The organism is Pseudomonas sp. PKS (assembly GCF_051913525.1).
Taxonomy (GTDB): Bacteria; Pseudomonadota; Gammaproteobacteria; order Pseudomonadales; family Pseudomonadaceae; genus Aquipseudomonas; species Aquipseudomonas guariconensis_D.
The window spans coordinates 67,081-84,633 of the sequence record NZ_JBEGDO010000001.1 but is presented as its reverse complement, the minus strand read 5'-3'; the positions used below and the strand labels follow the sequence as shown (position 1 = coordinate 84,633).

Here is a 17,553-nt window from a genome sequence, read left to right as displayed (position 1 = left end):
GTTGGCGGGCGCTCTGACGCGCATGCAGGGCGAGATCGCTCAAGCTTCGAAAAAGCTTATCCATCGGCCCAACGGGGCAGAACTGCCCGAAACACTAGGTGACGCCCAGCAGGAAAAGATGCTTGCTTACGCTGCACCTGCCAGTCTGCGGGGCGTTGAGCGGCCGCTAGTGGGCGTTCGCCTCGGCAAACGCCTGCTGGGCATCCCAGCCGCCGCCCAACGCGGCGATCAGCTGCACGCTGGCGACCAGTCTGCCCTGAAGCAAGGTCAGGACACTGCGCTCGTTGCTGAGTGCGGTGGTCTGGACGTTGACCACATCCAGGTAGCCGATCAGCCCGGCACGGTACTGGTTTTCGGTCAGGCGTAGCGATTCACGGGCAGCATCCAGCGCTTCCTGGCGTACCACGGCCTCGTCCCCATACACCTTGAGCTGCACCAGATAGTTCTCGACCTCCTTGAAGCCATCGAGCACGGTTTGCCGGTACTGGGCCACCGTCTGGTCGTATACCGCCACGGTGCGATCCACCTCGGCACTGCGCCGACCGGCGTCGAACAGGGTCATGGCCAGTGACGGCCCCACCGACCAGTAGCGGTTGGGCAGCTCGATCCAGTTGCTGAAGCTGCTGCTGGAGTACCCACCGCTCATGCTCAGGCTCAAGTCCGGGAAGTACGCCGCGCGCGCCACACCGATGTTGGCGTTGGCGGCCATCACGTTGCGCTCGGCCGAGGCGATGTCGGGGCGGCGCTCCAGCAATTGCGAAGGCAGCGACACCGGGATCTGCGGCAAGGCCGGAATGCGCTTGCTGTCGGCCAGGGCGAAGTCCGCCGGCGCCTTGCCCAGCAGCACGGCAATGGCGTTCTCGTACTGGGCGCGCTGCCAGGCCAGGTCGATCAGGTCAGCCTCGGTGCTCTTGAGCTGGGTGCGCGCCTGAGCCACGGCATCGGGCCCCGCAACCCCTGCGCGGTACTGGTTTTCGTTCATTCGCAGCGAACGTGCATAGGCGGCCACGGTGGCCTCCAGCAGGCGCTTCTGCTCGTCGATCACACGCAGCTGCAGGTAGTTCTGCACCAGCTCCGACTGCAGGCTCAGGCGGATCGCCGCCAGGTCCGCGAGACTGGCCTGGGCACTGGCCTCATTGGCATTGAGCGTCTCGCGCAACTTGCCCCACAGGTCGACCTCCCAGCTCACCCCAAGCTGGGCGTTGTAGGTATTGCGGATGCCGCTGCTGTTGTTCGACAGGCTCGAACTGCTGCTGCCGGTGCCCTGGGCCGAGCGGGTCTTGCCCACCGAAAGGTCCAGGCTTGGGAACAACGCACCCCGGCTGCTACGCACCAAGGCCTGGGCCTGGCGGTACTGGGCGTCGTATTGGGCAACGGTCTGGTTGTTGCGGTTGAGTTCCTCGACCAGGGCATTGAGCCCTGCGTCGCCGTAAATCTCCCACCAGGCGCCGCGGGCGATGGCATCGGACGGGTTGGCCTGGGTCCAGCCCTCGGCCTGCTTGAACTGCGCTGGCGTGGCCAGTTCCGGGCGGTGGTAGTCCGGGCTCAGGGTACAGGCGCTGAGCAGCGCCACGCACAGCCCGGCGCCGACCAGGCGCGAACCGCGCCCACGGGTCAGCAGCTTCAGGGCGTGATGAAGTGGGGTCTGGGCAAAGTTCATAGCGGGGTATCCAGTGCGGCGTCGGTGCGCACGCCACGCCAGCGGTTGAACCGATGGCGCAGGCGGTCGAGGTACAGGTAGACCACAGGCGTGGTGTAGAGGGTCAGAACCTGGCTGAACACCAGGCCACCGATGATCGTCAGGCCCAGGGGCTGACGCATCTCGGCGCCCTCGGCACGGCTTAGCAGCAACGGCAATGCGCCGAGAATGGCGGCCAGCGTGGTCATCAGGATCGGGCGCAGGCGCAGCAGGCACGCACGGCGGATGGACTCCTCCGGGCCCAGGCCATCGTTGCGCTCCAGTTGCAGGGCCAGGTCGATCATCAAGATGGCGTTCTTCTTCACCACCCCGATCAGCAGGAACAGGCCCAACAGCGAGATCAGGCTGAACTCGCCCCCAGTGGCGTACAGCGCCAGCAAGGCACCGACCCCGGCCGACGGCAAGGTGGAAAGAATGGTCAGCGGATGGATGTAGCTTTCATAGAGGATACCCAGCACCAGGTACACCAGCACCAAGGCGCCGAGGATCATCAGCGGCTGGCCCTGGGTGGTCTTGGCGAAGGCATCGGCGGTGCCGCCAAGCTTGGCGATGACTTCCTCCGGCAGGCCGAGCTTGGCCACCGTGCGCTCCACCGCGGCCATGGCCTGGTCTGGGCTGTAGCCTTCGGCGACGTCGAAGGCGATGGCCTCGGAGGCGAACTGCCCTTCGTGGCTGACACGGTCATTGGCCAGGCTGTGCTCGTAGCGGGCAAAACTCGACAGCGGCACCCGTGCACCGTCGGCGGTGATCACCTGGACCTGTTCCAGCGTGCTCGGGTCCCAGGCGTACCTGGGGTTGATCTCCAGCACCACTTGGTACTGGTTGAGGCTGTCGTAGATGGTCGAGATCTGCCGCTGGCTGTAGGCGTTGTTCAGCACCGTGGTGACCATGTCCATGTCGATCCCCAGGCGCTTGGCCTGGTCGCGGTCCACCACCAGCGTCACCTGCTGGGTACCGGCACCGTCACGGGCATCGATGGCCGTCAGCTCAGGCAAGGCACGCAGGGCCGCGACCACCTTCGGGAACCACTCGCGCAAGGCGCTCAGGTCGCCACTTTGCAGGGTATAGAGGTACTGCGAGGTGGACTGGTCACGCCCGCCTCCGCCCAGCTGCAAGTCCTGGTCGGCCATCAGGAACAACCGGCCCCCGGGCACCTTGGGCATTTCCTTGCGCAGGCGTTCGATCACCTGCTGGGCCGACAGCTTGCGCTCGCCGATGGGCTTTAGGCGCACCAGCACGAAGGCATTGTTGGTACCGCTGTTGCCGCCAATGAAGCCTGCCACGCTCTCTACCGCCGGGTCGGCCAGCAACGCGCGGCGGTAGATTTCCATCTTCGGCTGCATCACGCTGAACGACAGGCCATCATCGCCACGGATGAAGCCCTGCAACTGCCCGGTGTCCTGCTGGGGCATGAGCGTCTTGGGCACCACCACGTACAGGGCGATGTTGACACCGATGGTCACCAGCAGGCTGATCAGCGTGAGCCGCTTGTGACGCAGCGCCCAACCCAGGCTGCGGTCGTAGGCCGCCACCATGCGTTGGTGCACCTGGTCACTCCAGCGCTGCAGGCGGTTCTGTTCCTGGGCGTGGGGTTTGAGCCAGCGCGAGCAGAGCATGGGGGTGAGGGTCAGCGACACCAGCAGCGACACCAGGATCGCCGCGGCCAGGGTGATGGAAAACTCCTGGAACAGCCCCTGCACGATGCCGCCCATGAACAGGATGGAAACGAACACCGCCACCAGCGAGACGTTCATCGACAGCAGGGTGAAGCCCACCTCCTTGGCGCCGAGGAAGGCCGCGCGCATCGGCGGCTGGCCATCCTCGATGTGGCGGGAGATGTTCTCCAGTACCACGATGGCATCGTCCACCACCAACCCCGTGGCAAGGATCAACGCCATCAACGACAGGTTGTTCAAAGAGAACCCGCACAGGTACATGATCGCGAAGGTGCCCACCAGCGACACCGGCACGGCCAGGCTGGGGATCAGCGACGCACGGACATTGCCCAAGAACAGGTACACCACCAGGATGACCAGCACCACGGCGATCAGCAGGGTGTGCTCGGCCTCCTTCAAGGTGGCCTTGATCACCGGCGAACGGTCCATGGCCACGTTCAGCCTGACGCTGGCCGGCAGCAGCGACTGCAAGGCCGGCAACTGCGCCTTGATCTCGTCGACGGTCTGGATGATGTTGGCGCCGGTCTGGCGGTTGACCACCAACAGCACCGCGGCCTGATCATTGAAGAAGCCACTGTTGTAGCGGTTCTCGACGCCGTCGGTGATGCTCGCCACATCGGACAGGCGCAGGATCGCGCCGTCCTGCTGGCGGATCACCAGCGGCTCGTAGTCCTTGGCTGTTTCCAGCTGGTCGTTGGCACGCACCTGCCAGTTGCGCTCGGCATCTTCGACGAAGCCCATGGGCCGGCGCTGGTTGGCATCGGCCACCGCGGTGCGCACTTCATCGAGGGACAAGCCGTACTGGTTGAGCAACTGGGGCTCCACCGAGATGCGCACCGCCGGCAGCGAGCTGCCGCCGATCTGCACTTCCCCTACCCCGCTGACCTGGGCCAGGCTCTGGGCCAGGATGGTGTCGGCCATGTCGTAGAGCTGGCCTTTGGACAGGACATCGGAGGTCAACGACAGCACCATGATCGGTGCCTGGGAGGGATTGATCTTCTTGTAGGTGGGCATGCTGCGCATACCGCTGGGCAGCAGGTTGCGGGTGGCGTTGATCGCGGCCTGCACCTCGCGCGCCGCACCGTCGATGTCGCGTCCCATGTCAAAACCGATGATCACCCGGGTCGAGCCCTGGTTGGAGCTGCTGGTCAGCGTGGTGACCCCGGCGATGCTGCCAAGCTTGCGCTCCAGCGGCGTGGCCACGGTGGCGGCCATCACCTCGGGGCTGGCCCCCGGCAGGTTGGCCTGGACCACGATCACGGGAAAATCCATCTGCGGCAATGGAGACACCGGCAGCAGGCCGAAGCTCACGCCCCCCAGGAGCATGATCGCCAGGCTCAGCAGCATGGTCGCCACAGGCCGGCGGATGAACGGGCCGGACAGGTTCATTGGATGCTCCAAGCCGCAAGCTGCACGCTAGGAGAAAGAGCATCGCCTGGCCTAACGCCGATCATGCTGCCTCCTGCGTCAAGCCCTGCTTGCCAAAGCGGCGGGCCAGACGGTCGAAATACAGGTAGATGACCGGCGTGGTGAACAGCGTCAGCACCTGGCTGACCAACAGCCCCCCCACCATCACCAGGCCCAGGGGCTGACGCAGCTCGGCGCCGGAACCGGTGGCGAGCATCAAGGGCACGGCACCGAACAGCGCCGCCAGGGTGGTCATCAGGATCGGCCGGAAACGCAGCAGCGCCGCCTGGTAGATGGCATCGCGCGGGGCCATGCCCTGGTTGCGCTCGGCCTCCAGGGCGAAGTCGATCATCATGATGGCGTTCTTCTTGACGATACCGATCAGCAGGATGATGCCGATGATGGCGATCATCCCCAGGTCGTTGCCGCTCAGGATCAAGGCCAGCAAGGCACCGACCGCCGCCGACGGCAGGGTCGAGAGAATCGTCACCGGATGGATGTAGCTCTCATACAGCACGCCCAGCACGATGTACATGGTGACCACCGCAGCGAGAATCAGCAGCAACGTGCTCGACAACGACGCCTGGAAGGCTTCGGCGGCGCCCTGGAAGCGAGTCTGAACGCCCAGGGGCATGCCGATTTCCTGCTGTACCTGTTCGATGACCTTGACTGCCTCGCCCAGGGATGCGCCATGGGCCAGGTTGAACGACATCATCACGGCCGGGAACTGACCGATATGGGAAATCGCCAGCTGCGCCTGGCGCTGCTCGATCCTTGCCAAGGTCGACAGGCGTACCTGGCCGCCGTCGGTCGCCTTGACGTGGATCGACTCCAATGCCTGCGGGCCGATGCTTGAGGCGGCCTGCGACTGCAACACGACGCGGTACTGGCTGGCCTGGGTATAGATGGTGGAAATCTGCCGCTGACCGAAGGCGTCGTACAACGCGTTGGTGATCTGCGCCACGCTGATGCCCAGGCGGCTGGCCATGTCGCGATCGATCACCAGGTACACCTGCAGGCCCTTGTCCTGCAGGTCGCTGGCCACATCCTGCAGCTCCGGGCGCTGCTGCAGGGCCTGGACCAACTTGCCACTCCACTCGGCGAGCAGGTCGGCGTCGGGCGATGAGAGGCTGAACTGGTACTGGGTGCGGCTGACCCGGTCTTCGATGCTCAAGTCCTGTACGGGCTGCATGAACAGGCGGATCCCCACCAGCTTGTCGACCTGCGGCTGCAGGCGCTCGATGACCTCGCTGGCAGTGACATCCCGCTCGCCGTGTGGCTTGAGGTTGATCAGCAAGCGACCGCTGTTGAGCGTGGCATTGTCACCGTCGACGCCGATGTAGGACGAAAGGCTCTGGACCGCCGGGTCCTTGAGGATCACCTGGCTCAGCGCCTGCTGGCGCTCGCTCATGGCGGCGAACGAGGTGGACTGGGGCGCTTCGGAGATCCCTTGGATCACGCCGGTATCCTGCGCCGGGAAAAACCCCTTGGGCACGATGACGTACAGCAACACCGTCAGCACCAGGCTCGCCACCGCCACCAGCAAGGTCAGCGGCTGGTGCCTGAGCACCCATTGCAGGCCTCGGCCATAGTGTTCGATCAGCCAGTCGATCCAGGCGCCGCTGGCACGGTAGAAGCGCCCCTGCTCTTCTTCCTTGGGCTCGCGCTTGAGCAGCCGCGCGCACATCATCGGGGTCAGGGTCAGGGACACCACCAGGGAAATCAGGATCGCCACCGCCAAGGTGATGGCGAACTCGCGGAACAGCCGGCCGACCACGTCGGCCATGAACAGCAGCGGGATCAACACCGCGATCAACGAGAACGTCAGCGAGACCAGGGTGAAACCGATCTGACGGGCGCCTTTGAGCGCCGCCTGCATTGGCGTCTCGCCCTCTTCGATATGTCGGGAGATGTTCTCCAGCATCACGATCGCATCGTCCACCACGAATCCCGTGGCAATGGTCAGGGCCATCAACGTGAGGTTGTTGACCGAAAAACCGGCCAGGTACATCACGCCGAAGGTGCCGATCAACGACAGCGGCACGGCAATCGATGGGATAAGGGTCGCGCTGAAACGGCGCAGGAACACGAACGTGACCATCACCACGAGTGCAATGGCAATCAACAGTTCGTGCTGCACGTCCTTGACGGCGGCACGAATGGTCTGGGTACGGTCGGTGAGAACGGTGACATCCAGTCCGGCCGGCAGGTTGTCGGTGATCGAGGGCAGCATTTCCTTGATCAGGTCGACCACTTCGATGACGTTGGCACCCGGCTGACGCTGGATGTTCAGCAGCACCGCCTGGTTCTCGTTGGCCCAGGCTGCGAGGCGTTCATTCTCGGCGCCGTCGACGATCTCGGCGACATCTTTCAGGCGCAAGGGCGCGCCGTTGTTGTAGGCCAGGATGAGGTTGGCGTATTCCTCGGGTGAGCGCAGTTGGTCGTTGGCGTCGAGCATCGACACCCGCGTCGGGCCGTCGAAGTTGCCCTTGGGCTGGTTGACGTTGGAGGCGCCGATCAGGGTGCGCACATCGTCCAGGTTCAGGCCGTTGGCCGCCAGGGCGTCGACATTGACCTTGATACGCACCGCCTGACGCTGGCCGCCGGCGATGCTGACCATGCCCACCCCGCTGATCTGGGCAATCTTCTGCGCCACGCGGGTATCGACCAGGTCGTTGAGCTTGGGCAGCGGCATGGTCTTGGAGGAAATGGCCAGGGTCAGCACCGGGGTATCGGCCGGGTTGACCTTGTTGTACACCGGTGGCGCCGGCAGATCGCTGGGCAATAGGTTGGTGGCCGCGTTGATCGCCGCCTGGACCTGTTGCTCGGCGACATCCATGTTCATGTCGAGGTTGAAGCGCAGGGTCAGCACCGAAGCGCCGCCGGAGCTGGTCGAGGCCATTTGGGTCAGGCCTGGCATCTGACCGAACTGACGCTCCAGGGGGGCGGTGACTGCGCTGGTCATCACCTGGGGGCTGGCGCCGGGGTACAGGGTCATGACCCGGATGGTCGGGTAATCGACCTGAGGCAAGGCCGAGACCGGTAACAGCTTGTAAGCGATCAAGCCGGCCAGGACGATGGCCAGCATGCTCAGCGTGGTGGCGACCGGGCGGAGGATGAACAGGCGCGAGAGGTTCATGCGCCCGCCTTGCCCGACTCACCAGCCTGGGCCGAGCCCTTGGCGTCCTGGCCTTGCAGATGCTGCCCGGGGGTGGTCGGGACCTGGGAGCTGTCCTCGACGACTTCCACCTTGCTGCCTTCGCGCAAGCGGTCGGTGCCCTCGAGCACCAGGCGATCACCGGCGGCCAGGCCTTCGAGCACCACGCTCTGTTCACCGTCGCTGGCGCCGACCTTGAGCTTGCGGATGTTGATCGTGCTCTGGGCGTTGACCACATAGGCGAAGGTGCCGTCATTGCCAAACTGGATGGCTGCGGATGGGGCCAGCAGCACCTGCTTGAGGGTGTCGGCCAGCAGGCGCACGTTGACGAACTGATTAGGGAACAGGGCCTGGTCCTTGTTATCGAAGCGGGCCTTGAACTTCAGGGTGCCCGTGGCGGTGTCGATCTGGTTGTCCAGACTGCCCAGCACACCGGTGGACTGCAGCTTGCTGTCGCTGCGGTCCCAGGCCTCGACCGGCAGGGTCGCGCCGCTGCGGTAGCGCTCGAGCACCGTGGAGAGCTCGGTCTCCGGCAAGGTAAAGGCCACGCTGATCGGCTCGGTCTGGGTGATCACCACCAGGGCGGTGGTGTCGTTGGCGGCCACCAGGTTACCCAAGTCCAGCTGGCGCAGGCCTACACGGCCACTGATGGGTGCGCGGATCTGGGTGAAGTCCAGGTTCAGGCGAGCATCGTTGACCTGCGCCTGGTTGGTCTTGACCAAACCCTGGAACTGCGCGACCTGGGCTTGGGCAGTGTCCAGGGTCTGCTTTGCGATGCTGTCTTCGGCATACAGGCCTTTATAACGGGCCAGATCGACCTGGGCGTTCTTCAGCTGGGCCTGGTTCTGCGCCAGGGTGCCTTCTGCCTGCTGCAGGGCGATGCGGTAAGGGCGCGGGTCGATTTCAGCGAGCAGATCGCCGGCCTTGACCTGCTGGCCTTCCTTGAAGTGGATCTTGACCAGTTCACCGGCCACCCGGCTGCGGACGTTGACGGTATTGGTTGCCGTCACAGTGCCCAAGGCCTTGTAGTACAGCGGGAAATCGCCGACATGCACGGGCTCCACGCGCACCGGTACCGGATCGGTGGAACCACCGAAGCCCGGACGCCCCATTCCCATCCCCATGCCCATGCCTTTGCCGGGTCGACCGCCAGGCTTCGCCGTATCAGGCGTGGCTGCAGGCCACAGCCACCAGGCCAGGAGGGCCACCAGCAGCAGGATCAGCAGGCCGACAAGCCAGCGACGCGGGGAACGAGAAACGGAAGATTGCATGGGTTGAACGAACCTTGTTCAGGAAATGACGACTGGGGAGGATGAACGATAAGCACTGACACTGTATTAGCAAAGGACCTTTACCAGGCATTTACCTTCGGCTTACGTTGCCAAGATGCTGAACTTTAAATGAAAACGGCCTGGAGATCGCTCCAGGCCGTTACAACGTGTGACCGATGGGGCGCAGCCCCCAGCCTCTTTACTTCAGCACGGCCAGCGCCGCGTCGTAGTTCGGCTCGTCAGCGATTTCGCCAACCAGCTCGCTGTGCAGGACCTTGTCGTTTTCATCCAGCACCACCACAGCACGGGCAGCCAGGCCGGCCAGCGGGCCGTCGGCAATGGCCACGCCGTAGTTTTCGAGGAACTCGCGACCACGCAGGGTCGACAGGTTCTTCACGTTCTCCAGGCCTTCGGCACCGCAGAAACGCGCCTGGGCGAACGGCAGGTCGGCCGAAATGCACAGCACCACGGTGTTGGCCACGTCGTTGGCCTGGGCATTGAACTTGCGCACGGAGGTGGCGCAGGTCGGGGTGTCGACGCTCGGGAAGATGTTCAGCACCTTGCGCTTGCCAGCGAAGTTCTGCAGCGAGGTGTCGGCCAGGCCTTCACCGACCAGGGAAAACGCCGGTGCCTGGGCGCCGACCTGCGGCAGATTGCCTTTGACCTGTACCGGGTTGCCTTTGAGAGTCACTTGAGCCATGACGAGATCCTTATGCGGGGTTTTGAAAAGGACACTGAGTTAAGCATGAAGGCGCGCAAGTGCCTATCGGAAAAGTTAAATTGTTCTAATTCCAGGATTTTTTTGTGGACAATAAAAAGGCCCGAATGGCGACAAACCATCCGGGCCTTTCTCTTTATACAACGTCGGCGGATCAGCCCAGCAGGCTATCGACCACCGAATAGACCACCGAGGACATGGCCACCAGGCCCAGCACCACGACGAAGACGTTGGACATCGCCCCACTGTACTTGCGCATCGCCGGTACACGGCGGATGGCGTACATCGGCATCAGGAACAGCAGCGCGGCGATGATCGGGCCGCCAAGGGACTCGATCATGCCCAGGATGCTTGGGTTGAGGGTCGCGACAACCCAGCACACTACCAGCATCAGCGCAGCGACCACACGATCCATGGCCTTGGCACCCGGGCGCAGGCCAGCCTTGCCGATGATGCCCTTGAGGCCCTCGCTGGCGCCGATGTAGTGGCCCAGGAAGGATTTGGCGATGGCGATGAAAGCGATCAACGGCGCGGCGAAGGCGATGGCCGGGTTACTGAAATGGTTGGCCAGGTACGACAGGATCGACAGGTTCTGCGCCTTGGCCTCGGCGAGCTGGGTACTGCTGAGGGTCAGCACGCAGCTGAAGACGAAGAACAGCACCATCGCCACCATCAGTAGGTGGGCGCGCGCCAGGATTTGCCCGCTGCGCTCGTCGGCGTGCTCGCCGTAGCGGCGCTTCTGGTCGACCGCAAAGGCCGAAATGATCGGCGAATGGTTGAAAGAGAACACCATCACCGGGATCGCCAGCCACATCGTATGCAGGAAGGCCGAACCCGACGGCAGTTGGCCTGCGCTGTCGAGGATGCCGCCATTCCAGTGCGGTACCAGGTACAGGGCCAGCAGCCCCAAGGCAACGATGAACGGATAGACCAGCAGGCTCATGACCTTGACCGTCGCCTGTTCGCCGCAGCGCACGATCAGCAGCAAGCCGAAGATCAGCAGGAACGACAGCAGCGCCCGCGGTGGCGGAGTCATGTGCAGCTGATGCTCCATGAAGCTGCTGACGGTGTTGGTCAGGGCGACGCTGTAGATGAGCAGGATCGGGAAGATGGCGAAGAAGTACAGAACGGTGATCAGCGCGCCGGCCTTGATGCCGAAGTGCTCTTCGACCACCTCGGTGATGTCGCCGCCGCTACGCCCGGAAAGAACGAATCGGGTCAGCCCGCGGTGAGCGTAATAGGTCATCGGGAAGGCCAGGACGGCCAGGATAAGCAGCGGCCAGAAGCCGCCAAGGCCGGCATTGATCGGCAGGAACAAGGTTCCGGCGCCGATTGCCGTGCCGAACAGGCCCAGCATCCAGGTGGTGTCTTGTCGCGACCAACTGCCGAGGGTGGCTGGGGTCGATTCTTCGAAGCGTTGTTCAACGCTTGGGGCCTGCTCATTCATTCCGGGTGCAACTCCACTCGCAAGACTGCAACAGGCTGAGAGCGGCGAAACAGAAGGCTTCGCACACCTCAACCGAAAAGAGGGGCGCGATTGTGCGCTGATTGGGTTGCACTTGCATAGCCCCGCCCTACGGACGGTTGCACCTAAAGCGTCAGAATTTTCTGTAAGCGGGCTGCACCCATCAAACCAAACGAGTTGCACCTGGAAAAATGGAACGACCGTACGACCCTTTCTACGACAAAAAAAAGCCGCTCCCACGACTCATGCACGCACCGAAGCGCAGCAGGATCGATGGAAGCGGCCTTGTGATGAGAAAGGGCCGCGCTGCGGCCCCGAGCGGTTACGCCGAATGCACAGCCGCAAACGCCTCGGCCACCCGACGCAGGTTAGCGGGACGCAGGCCTGACATGCACACCCGACCACTGTCGATCAGGTAGACGCCGAACTCGTCACGCAGGCGACGCACCTGGGCGACGCTGAAACCGGTGTAGCTGAACATGCCGCGCTGGCGCAGGAAGAACTGGAAGTCCTGGCCCGGCAGCAATTCGCCCAGTAGGTCGACCAGGCCCTGGCGCATGTCGAGGATACGCTTGCGCATCACCTCGACCTCAGCCACCCATTGGGCGTTGAGCTCGGCATCGCCCAGCACGCCGGCCACCAGTTGCGCGCCATGGCAGGGCGGGCTGGAGTAGTTGCGGCGCACGGTGGCCTTGAGCTGGCCCAGCACGCTTGCGGTGGTGGCTTCGTCATCGCAGACCACCGACAGGCCCCCTACCCGCTCGCCGTACAGCGAGAAGATCTTGGAGAACGAGTTGCTGACCAGGCACGGCACGCCAGCACGGGCCATTTCGCGGATCGCGTAGGCGTCCTCCACCAGGCCTTCGCCGAAGCCCTGGTAGGCGATGTCGAGGAACGGAATCAGCTGACGCGCCTTGACCACTTCCACCACTTGCTGCCACTGGTTCTGGTCCAGGTCGACGCCGGTGGGGTTGTGGCAGCACGGGTGCAGCAGGACGATGCTGTTGGGCGCCAGGCCTTGCAGGCATGCCAGCATGCCGGCGAAGTCCACGCCACGGGTGGTCGGGTCGAAGTACGGGTAGGTGTGGACCTTGAAGCCCGCGCCTTCGAAGATCGCGCGGTGGTTGTCCCAGGTCGGGTTGCTCACCCAGACCTCGGACTGCGGGAAGTAGCGCTTGAGGAAGTCGGCGCCGACTTTCAGGGCGCCGGAGCCGCCGACGGTCTGTACGGTGGCCACGCGCCCGCCGGTCACGGCCGGATGATCGGCACCGAACAGCAGCGCCTGAATCGCCTGGCGATAGCTGGCCAAGCCTTCCATCGGCAGGTACAGCGAGGCTTCGTGGGGCTGGTCGGCCAGGCGCTTTTCCACCTCGCCCACTGCCGCCAGTTGCGGCACCACGCCGGCTTCATCGTAGTACAGGCCGATACTCAGGTTGACCTTGTCCGCACGGGGGTCGGCCTTGAAGGTCTCCATCAGCGAGAGAATCGGGTCGCCGGCATAGGCATCGACATGTTTGAACACAGCGCACAGCTCCTTGGATCAGGACAGTTCGGGAAATGCTGCCCCGAGAATACCCTCAGTGAGGCGTGAGGAACATCACTGATGTGCAAGGTGTTCAATGCAGCCTTGCACGGAGCTCTGGACCGCACCTTTGACCCGGCATCAGCGCTGCCCGTTTCGCGGGTAGACCCGCTCCCACAGGGGCCTGCGCAAACCATGCGAAAGCGGCGGTTCTATCCGCGAAGGCAGGCCCGGGCGCGCTCAGTCCGCCAAAGCCTTGAGCCCCTGCAGCTCCTGCTCGGTCAGCGCCACCCCTTCACGCTGCGCCACCTCGCGCTCACGGTAGCGCCGCTCCCCTGGCATGCGCGTCAGCCCCGCTTCCTGCATGTGATCGACCAGCGCTCGGCTGCGCTGGGCAAAGCGTTGCCCTTCGGCCTTGGTCGGGTCGATGACAATGATCAGTTGCCCGGTCCAAGGCGTCTTCGCCCCCGGATGCCCGGACCAGTCGAACTCCCAGGAGAAATGCCCACCGGTCAACGCCGCTGCCAGCAACTCGACCATCATCGACAGCGCCGAGCCCTTGTGCCCGCCAAACGGTAGCAGCGCACCCCCTTCGAGAATCGCCTTGGGGTCGCATGTTGGCTGGCCCTGGGCATCCACACCCATCCCCGGCGGCAGTTGCTCGCCGGCCCGCGCTGCGATCTGTACATCGCCATGGGCCATGGCGCTGGTGGCCATGTCGAAGACGATCGGATCGTGCCCGGCGCAAGGCGCGGCAAAGGCGATCGGGTTGGTGCCAAACAGAGGCTTGCGTGCGCCATGGGGCACCACACAGGTCATGCTGTTGACCACGCTCAAGGCCACCAGGCCCTCATCGGCAAACGGTTCCACGTCCGGCCAGAGCGCTGCGAAGTGATGCGAATTGTGGATCGCCAGTACCGCGATGCCGGCCTTGCGCGCCTTTTCCACCAGCAAAGGCCGCGCTGCGGCCAGCGCCGGCTGGGCAAAGCCGCCACCGGCGTCGACCCGCACATAGCCAGGGGCCACATCGCTCACCTGCGGCTCGGCGCGCCCGTTGACCCAGCCACTGGCCAAGGTCGAGACATAACCGGGAATACGAAACACCCCGTGGCTGTGGGCGCCATCGCGCTGGGCGCTGGCGCAGTTGTAGGCCAGCGCCGCGGCGACCGGCTCGGCACAACCGTGACGCTGCAGGATGCGTTGCAACAACGCCTGCAGCTCGGCGAAAGGCACGCGCACGACGGGGCTTACGGAAGGTGCGGACATCTGGAGCTCCTGTTCTTGTACTTCTTGGACGTGGAATGGCTACAGCGCAAGCAATGGCAAAACTTATCCCGCGAATGACAGCTATCTGTCAATTGTTGACTTGATGACAGAAAACATCCATTTTCTATCGCAAGCCTCACCCCATCCCGGAGTCGACCATGAGCCAACCGATCAAGCAACGCCTGGAGAGCAGCCTGCAAAGCGCCGCAGCCTCGGGCCGCAAGATCGCCAGCTACATGCTCGCCAACCTGCACGAGTTGCCGTTCCAGACGTCGGCCAGCATCGCGACCAAGCTCGGCGTCAGCGAATCCAGTGTCGGGCGTTTCTGTCGCTCCCTGGGTTATGCCCACCTCAAGGCGCTCAAGCAAGACCTGCAGAACGACCTGGGGGATGGCCCCTGGCTGGTGGGAGATCGCCTGCAAGAGTACCGCCAAGGCGAGGACGACAGCGAGAGCTCCGGCAGCCTGGACCTTGAAATCGCTGCATTGGTGCGCGTGCATGAGTACCGCCGCAGCCAGGCCTGGCAACAGGTCGCCCAGCGCCTGGCGAGCAAGCGCCGCGTGTTCATCGCAGGTTTCCAGACCGAGCGCGGCGTGGCCATGTGCATGAGCCATTTGCTGCAATACCTGCGCGATGGCGTGCAACTGGTCGACGGCAGCGCCGGGCATTTCGGCGATGTGCTGCTGGGCCCTGCCCAAGACAGTGCCCTGGTGGTGTTCGAGGCGCGCCGTTACTCCCGCCATGCCCTGCTGCTGTGCAGCAAAGCACGCGAAGCGGGCATCCCGGTCACCCTGGTGACCGACACCTTCTGTGACTGGGCCGATGCCAACGCCGACGAGGTGTTCCGCATCCCCACCGAATTCAACCTCTTCTGGGAGTCCACCTCGGCAATGCTGTCGTGGGTGCACCTGATGGTCAACGAGGTCTGCAGGAAGCTGGGACCTGATGTTGAAAGACGCTTGGAAGCAACTGCCGCTCTACATAACGCATTCGTCGGCTACACCTCGTGGCCAACGGGAAAACAACAATAGCAAGAGTGAAAGTCCAGAGGTGTTAGATGAAAAAGACCCTGTCCGTGGTGGGTGTGTGCGCCCTGTTGCTGACTGGCGCGGCCAGCGCCGAGACCCTGCGCTTCGCGACCGAGGGCGCCTATCCGCCCTTCAACTATGTCGATGCCGATAACAAGCTGCATGGCTTCGACATCGACATCACCAACGCCCTGTGCGCGCAGATGAAAGTCGAATGCACCCTGGTGGCTCAAGACTGGGAAGGCATCATCCCGGCCCTGATGGCCCGCAAATACGACGCTGTGGTCGCCTCGATGATCGACACCGAGGAGCGACGCAAGAAGATCGCCTTCACCAACCACTACTACCGCACCCCGTTGACCGTCGCAGTGGCCAAGGACAGCCCGATCAAGGATGCCCAGGCCGACTTCAAGGGCTACACCGTCGGGGCCCAGTCGTCCTCCACCCAGGCCATCTACGCCGAAGACGTCTACGCCAAGGCCGGCGCCGACGTGAAGCTCTACCCGACCATGGACGAAGCCAACGCCGACTTGGCCGCCGGCCGCCTGGACGGGGTAATCGCCGACAAGTTCCCGCTGCACGAGTGGATGAACAAGAACGGCCAGGACTGCTGCAAGGTCCTGGGTGACGTCAACGGCACCAAGGCCGACGCTGCCATCGCCGTGCGAAAGGACGACGACGCCCTGCGCGAGCGCCTGAACAAGGCACTGGGCGAGATCGTCGCCAACGGCACCTACCAGAAGATCGCCAGCAAGTACTTCGCCTTCGACATCTACAACTGACCTGATGCCTGCGGGAACGGGTTTACCTGCGGATACGGCTGTGGACTCGCCGACCTATTCGCGGGCAAGCCCGCTCCCACAGGGTCACTGTTGCCTTTCGATATCGATGTCGCTGAGGAGTCTCCTCCATGCTCGATCAACTGTCTTTGCTGTCGTTCGCCAGCGGTGGCTGGGGCCAGGCGCTGCTCGCCGGCGCCCTGGTGACCCTGTCGCTGGCCCTGGCCTGCCTGCCCATCGGTCTGCCCCTGGGCCTGCTCGTGGCCCTCGCCGCGCGCTCGCGCAAGCGCGCCGCACGCGCCTGGGCCACCAGTTTCTCCACCGTGTTTCGCGGCCTACCGGAGCTGCTGACACTGCTGATCATCTATTACGGCTGCCAGATCGCCGCACAGAAGCTGCTGGCGGCGATGGGCTATGAAGGCGAGGTGCTGATCAACACCTTCCTCGCCGCGATGATCGCCTTCAGCCTGGTGTTCGCCGCGTTTTCCAGCGAAATCTGGCTGGCCGCCTTCAAGACGCTGCCCAAAGGCCAGCTGGAGGCCTGTTCGGCCCTGGGGCTGAGCAAACGCACCGGATTCTTCAAGGTGGTGCTGCCACAACTGACCCGCATCGCCCTGCCTGGGCTGTCGAACAACTGGCTGTCCCTGCTCAAGGACACCTCGCTGGTGTCGACCATCTCGCTGGTCGACCTGATGCGCCAGACCAACCTGGCGGTCAGCGTCACCAAGGAACCGATGTTCTTCTATGGCGTCGCCTGCCTGGGCTACCTGCTGTTCTCGGCACTGTCGGGGCGGGTCTTTGCCTTCATCGAACGACGCTGCAACCGTCACCTGCAAGGAGCCCGGGCATGAGCTTCGAACAACTGCTGGCCATGGTGCTCGACCCCGATCTGCTCGAACGCTACGGCGCGCGCTTCATCGACGGCCTGCTGGTGACCGCCAAGCTGGTGGCGATCTCCTTCAGCCTGGGCGCGGTGCTCGGGCTGCTGCTGGCCCTGGCGCGCATGTCCCAAAGCCGTGTGCTGCAGCGCCTTTCGGCGGGCTACGTGTACTTCTTCCGCGGCTCGCCCCTGCTCGCGCAGCTGTTCTTGCTGTACTACGGCCTGGGCTCGCTCAAGGGCTTCTGGCAGGACATGGGCCTGTGGTGGTTCTTCCGCGAAGCCTGGTACTGCACGCTGCTGGCCTTCACCTTGAACACCGCCGCCTATCAGGCGGAGATCTTCCGCGGCAGCCTGATGGCCGTGGCCCCCGGTCAATACGAAGCGGCGCGGGCCTTGAGCCTCAAGCGCTCGACCACCTTCTTCAAGGTGATCCTGCCGCAATCGCTGCTGGTGGCCATCGGCCCGTTGGGCAACGAACTGATCCTGATGATCAAGGCCAGCGCCATCGCCTCGCTGGTGACCATCTATGACTTGATGGGCGTGACCAAGCTGGCGTTCTCGCGCAGCTTCGACTTCCAGATCTACCTGTGGGCCGCAGTGCTCTACCTGGTGATCGTGGAGATCGTCCGCCGAGCCCTGAAACACCTGGAAGCCCGCCTGGGCCGCCACCTGAACTGACCGAAGG

12 protein-coding genes are annotated in these 17,553 nt (G+C 64.0%); 4 read left to right on the top strand and 8 right to left on the bottom strand.

Going from position 1 to position 17,553, the window contains the following annotated elements:
• Positions 1 to 166: 166 nt before the first annotated feature.
• From ABOA88_RS00430 to ABOA88_RS00395, 8 genes are all read right to left on the bottom strand, one after another.
• Complete coding sequence (locus ABOA88_RS00430; RefSeq protein WP_196168198.1) at positions 167 to 1,660, bottom strand: efflux transporter outer membrane subunit; 1,494 nt, start codon at positions 1,658 to 1,660, stop codon at positions 167 to 169.
• The gene (locus ABOA88_RS00425; RefSeq protein WP_367850725.1) at positions 1,657 to 4,764 is read right to left on the bottom strand and encodes an efflux RND transporter permease subunit; all 3,108 of its coding nucleotides are present in this window, start codon (positions 4,762 to 4,764) and stop codon (positions 1,657 to 1,659) included. Before ABOA88_RS00425 ends, ABOA88_RS00430 begins: the two co-directional genes overlap by 4 nt.
• 61 nt (positions 4,765 to 4,825) lie before the next feature.
• On the bottom strand, positions 4,826 to 7,921 hold the full coding sequence (locus ABOA88_RS00420; RefSeq protein ID WP_367850724.1) for an MdtB/MuxB family multidrug efflux RND transporter permease subunit: 3,096 nt from the start codon (positions 7,919 to 7,921) through the stop codon (positions 4,826 to 4,828).
• Positions 7,918 to 9,210 carry an MdtA/MuxA family multidrug efflux RND transporter periplasmic adaptor subunit gene (locus tag ABOA88_RS00415; RefSeq protein WP_196168195.1) on the bottom strand — a complete coding sequence of 431 codons (1,293 nt, stop codon included), beginning with the start codon at positions 9,208 to 9,210 and terminating at the stop codon, positions 7,918 to 7,920. Before ABOA88_RS00415 ends, ABOA88_RS00420 begins: the two co-directional genes overlap by 4 nt.
• A gap of 199 nt (positions 9,211 to 9,409) precedes the next feature.
• Positions 9,410 to 9,910: a thiol peroxidase gene (tpx, locus tag ABOA88_RS00410; protein ID WP_043214248.1), complete on the bottom strand. Its 501-nt coding sequence runs from the start codon at positions 9,908 to 9,910 to the stop codon at positions 9,410 to 9,412.
• Between the two features lie 172 nt (positions 9,911 to 10,082).
• Positions 10,083 to 11,375, bottom strand: coding sequence for a serine/threonine transporter (locus ABOA88_RS00405; protein ID WP_367850723.1), 1,293 nt, complete (start codon positions 11,373 to 11,375; stop codon positions 10,083 to 10,085).
• 340 nt (positions 11,376 to 11,715) lie between these two features.
• Positions 11,716 to 12,915, bottom strand: coding sequence for an amino acid aminotransferase (locus ABOA88_RS00400; RefSeq protein ID WP_070571370.1), 1,200 nt, complete (start codon positions 12,913 to 12,915; stop codon positions 11,716 to 11,718).
• A gap of 240 nt (positions 12,916 to 13,155) precedes the next feature.
• Positions 13,156 to 14,181, bottom strand: a complete 1,026-nt coding sequence (locus ABOA88_RS00395) for an Ldh family oxidoreductase (protein ID WP_043214238.1) — start codon at positions 14,179 to 14,181, stop codon at positions 13,156 to 13,158.
• A gap of 158 nt (positions 14,182 to 14,339) precedes the next feature.
• On the opposite strand from ABOA88_RS00395, the gene ABOA88_RS00390 reads away from it, so the two are divergent.
• The 4 genes from ABOA88_RS00390 to ABOA88_RS00375 all read left to right on the top strand — a co-directional run bounded on the left by ABOA88_RS00390 (position 14,340) and on the right by ABOA88_RS00375 (position 17,546).
• Positions 14,340 to 15,212, top strand: coding sequence for a MurR/RpiR family transcriptional regulator (locus ABOA88_RS00390; RefSeq protein WP_043214236.1), 873 nt, complete (start codon positions 14,340 to 14,342; stop codon positions 15,210 to 15,212).
• Between the two features lie 26 nt (positions 15,213 to 15,238).
• The gene (locus ABOA88_RS00385) at positions 15,239 to 15,991 is read left to right on the top strand and encodes a transporter substrate-binding domain-containing protein (protein ID WP_196168192.1); all 753 of its coding nucleotides are present in this window, start codon (positions 15,239 to 15,241) and stop codon (positions 15,989 to 15,991) included.
• Between the two features lie 128 nt (positions 15,992 to 16,119).
• Complete coding sequence (locus tag ABOA88_RS00380; RefSeq protein WP_043214234.1) at positions 16,120 to 16,839, top strand: ABC transporter permease; 720 nt, start codon at positions 16,120 to 16,122, stop codon at positions 16,837 to 16,839.
• The gene (locus tag ABOA88_RS00375) at positions 16,836 to 17,546 is read left to right on the top strand and encodes an ABC transporter permease (protein WP_070571366.1); all 711 of its coding nucleotides are present in this window, start codon (positions 16,836 to 16,838) and stop codon (positions 17,544 to 17,546) included. Before ABOA88_RS00380 ends, ABOA88_RS00375 begins: the two co-directional genes overlap by 4 nt.
• The last annotated feature ends 7 nt before the right edge of the window (positions 17,547 to 17,553 follow it).

Bases quoted from the DNA above. Each gene is read 5' to 3' on its own strand.
- ABOA88_RS00430 (WP_196168198.1), bottom strand. From the start codon at position 1,660: ATGAACTTTGCCCAGACCCCACTTCATCACGCCCTGAAGCTGCTGACC.
- ABOA88_RS00425 (WP_367850725.1), bottom strand. From the start codon at position 4,764: ATGAACCTGTCCGGCCCGTTCATCCGCCGGCCTGTGGCGACCATGCTG.
- ABOA88_RS00420 (WP_367850724.1), bottom strand. From the start codon at position 7,921: ATGAACCTCTCGCGCCTGTTCATCCTCCGCCCGGTCGCCACCACGCTG.
- ABOA88_RS00415 (WP_196168195.1), bottom strand. From the start codon at position 9,210: ATGCAATCTTCCGTTTCTCGTTCCCCGCGTCGCTGGCTTGTCGGCCTG.
- tpx (WP_043214248.1), bottom strand. From the start codon at position 9,910: ATGGCTCAAGTGACTCTCAAAGGCAACCCGGTACAGGTCAAAGGCAAT.
- ABOA88_RS00405 (WP_367850723.1), bottom strand. From the start codon at position 11,375: ATGAATGAGCAGGCCCCAAGCGTTGAACAACGCTTCGAAGAATCGACC.
- ABOA88_RS00395 (WP_043214238.1), bottom strand. From the start codon at position 14,181: ATGTCCGCACCTTCCGTAAGCCCCGTCGTGCGCGTGCCTTTCGCCGAG.
- ABOA88_RS00390 (WP_043214236.1), top strand. From the start codon at position 14,340: ATGAGCCAACCGATCAAGCAACGCCTGGAGAGCAGCCTGCAAAGCGCC.
- ABOA88_RS00385 (WP_196168192.1), top strand. From the start codon at position 15,239: ATGAAAAAGACCCTGTCCGTGGTGGGTGTGTGCGCCCTGTTGCTGACT.
- ABOA88_RS00380 (WP_043214234.1), top strand. From the start codon at position 16,120: ATGCTCGATCAACTGTCTTTGCTGTCGTTCGCCAGCGGTGGCTGGGGC.
- ABOA88_RS00375 (WP_070571366.1), top strand. From the start codon at position 16,836: ATGAGCTTCGAACAACTGCTGGCCATGGTGCTCGACCCCGATCTGCTC.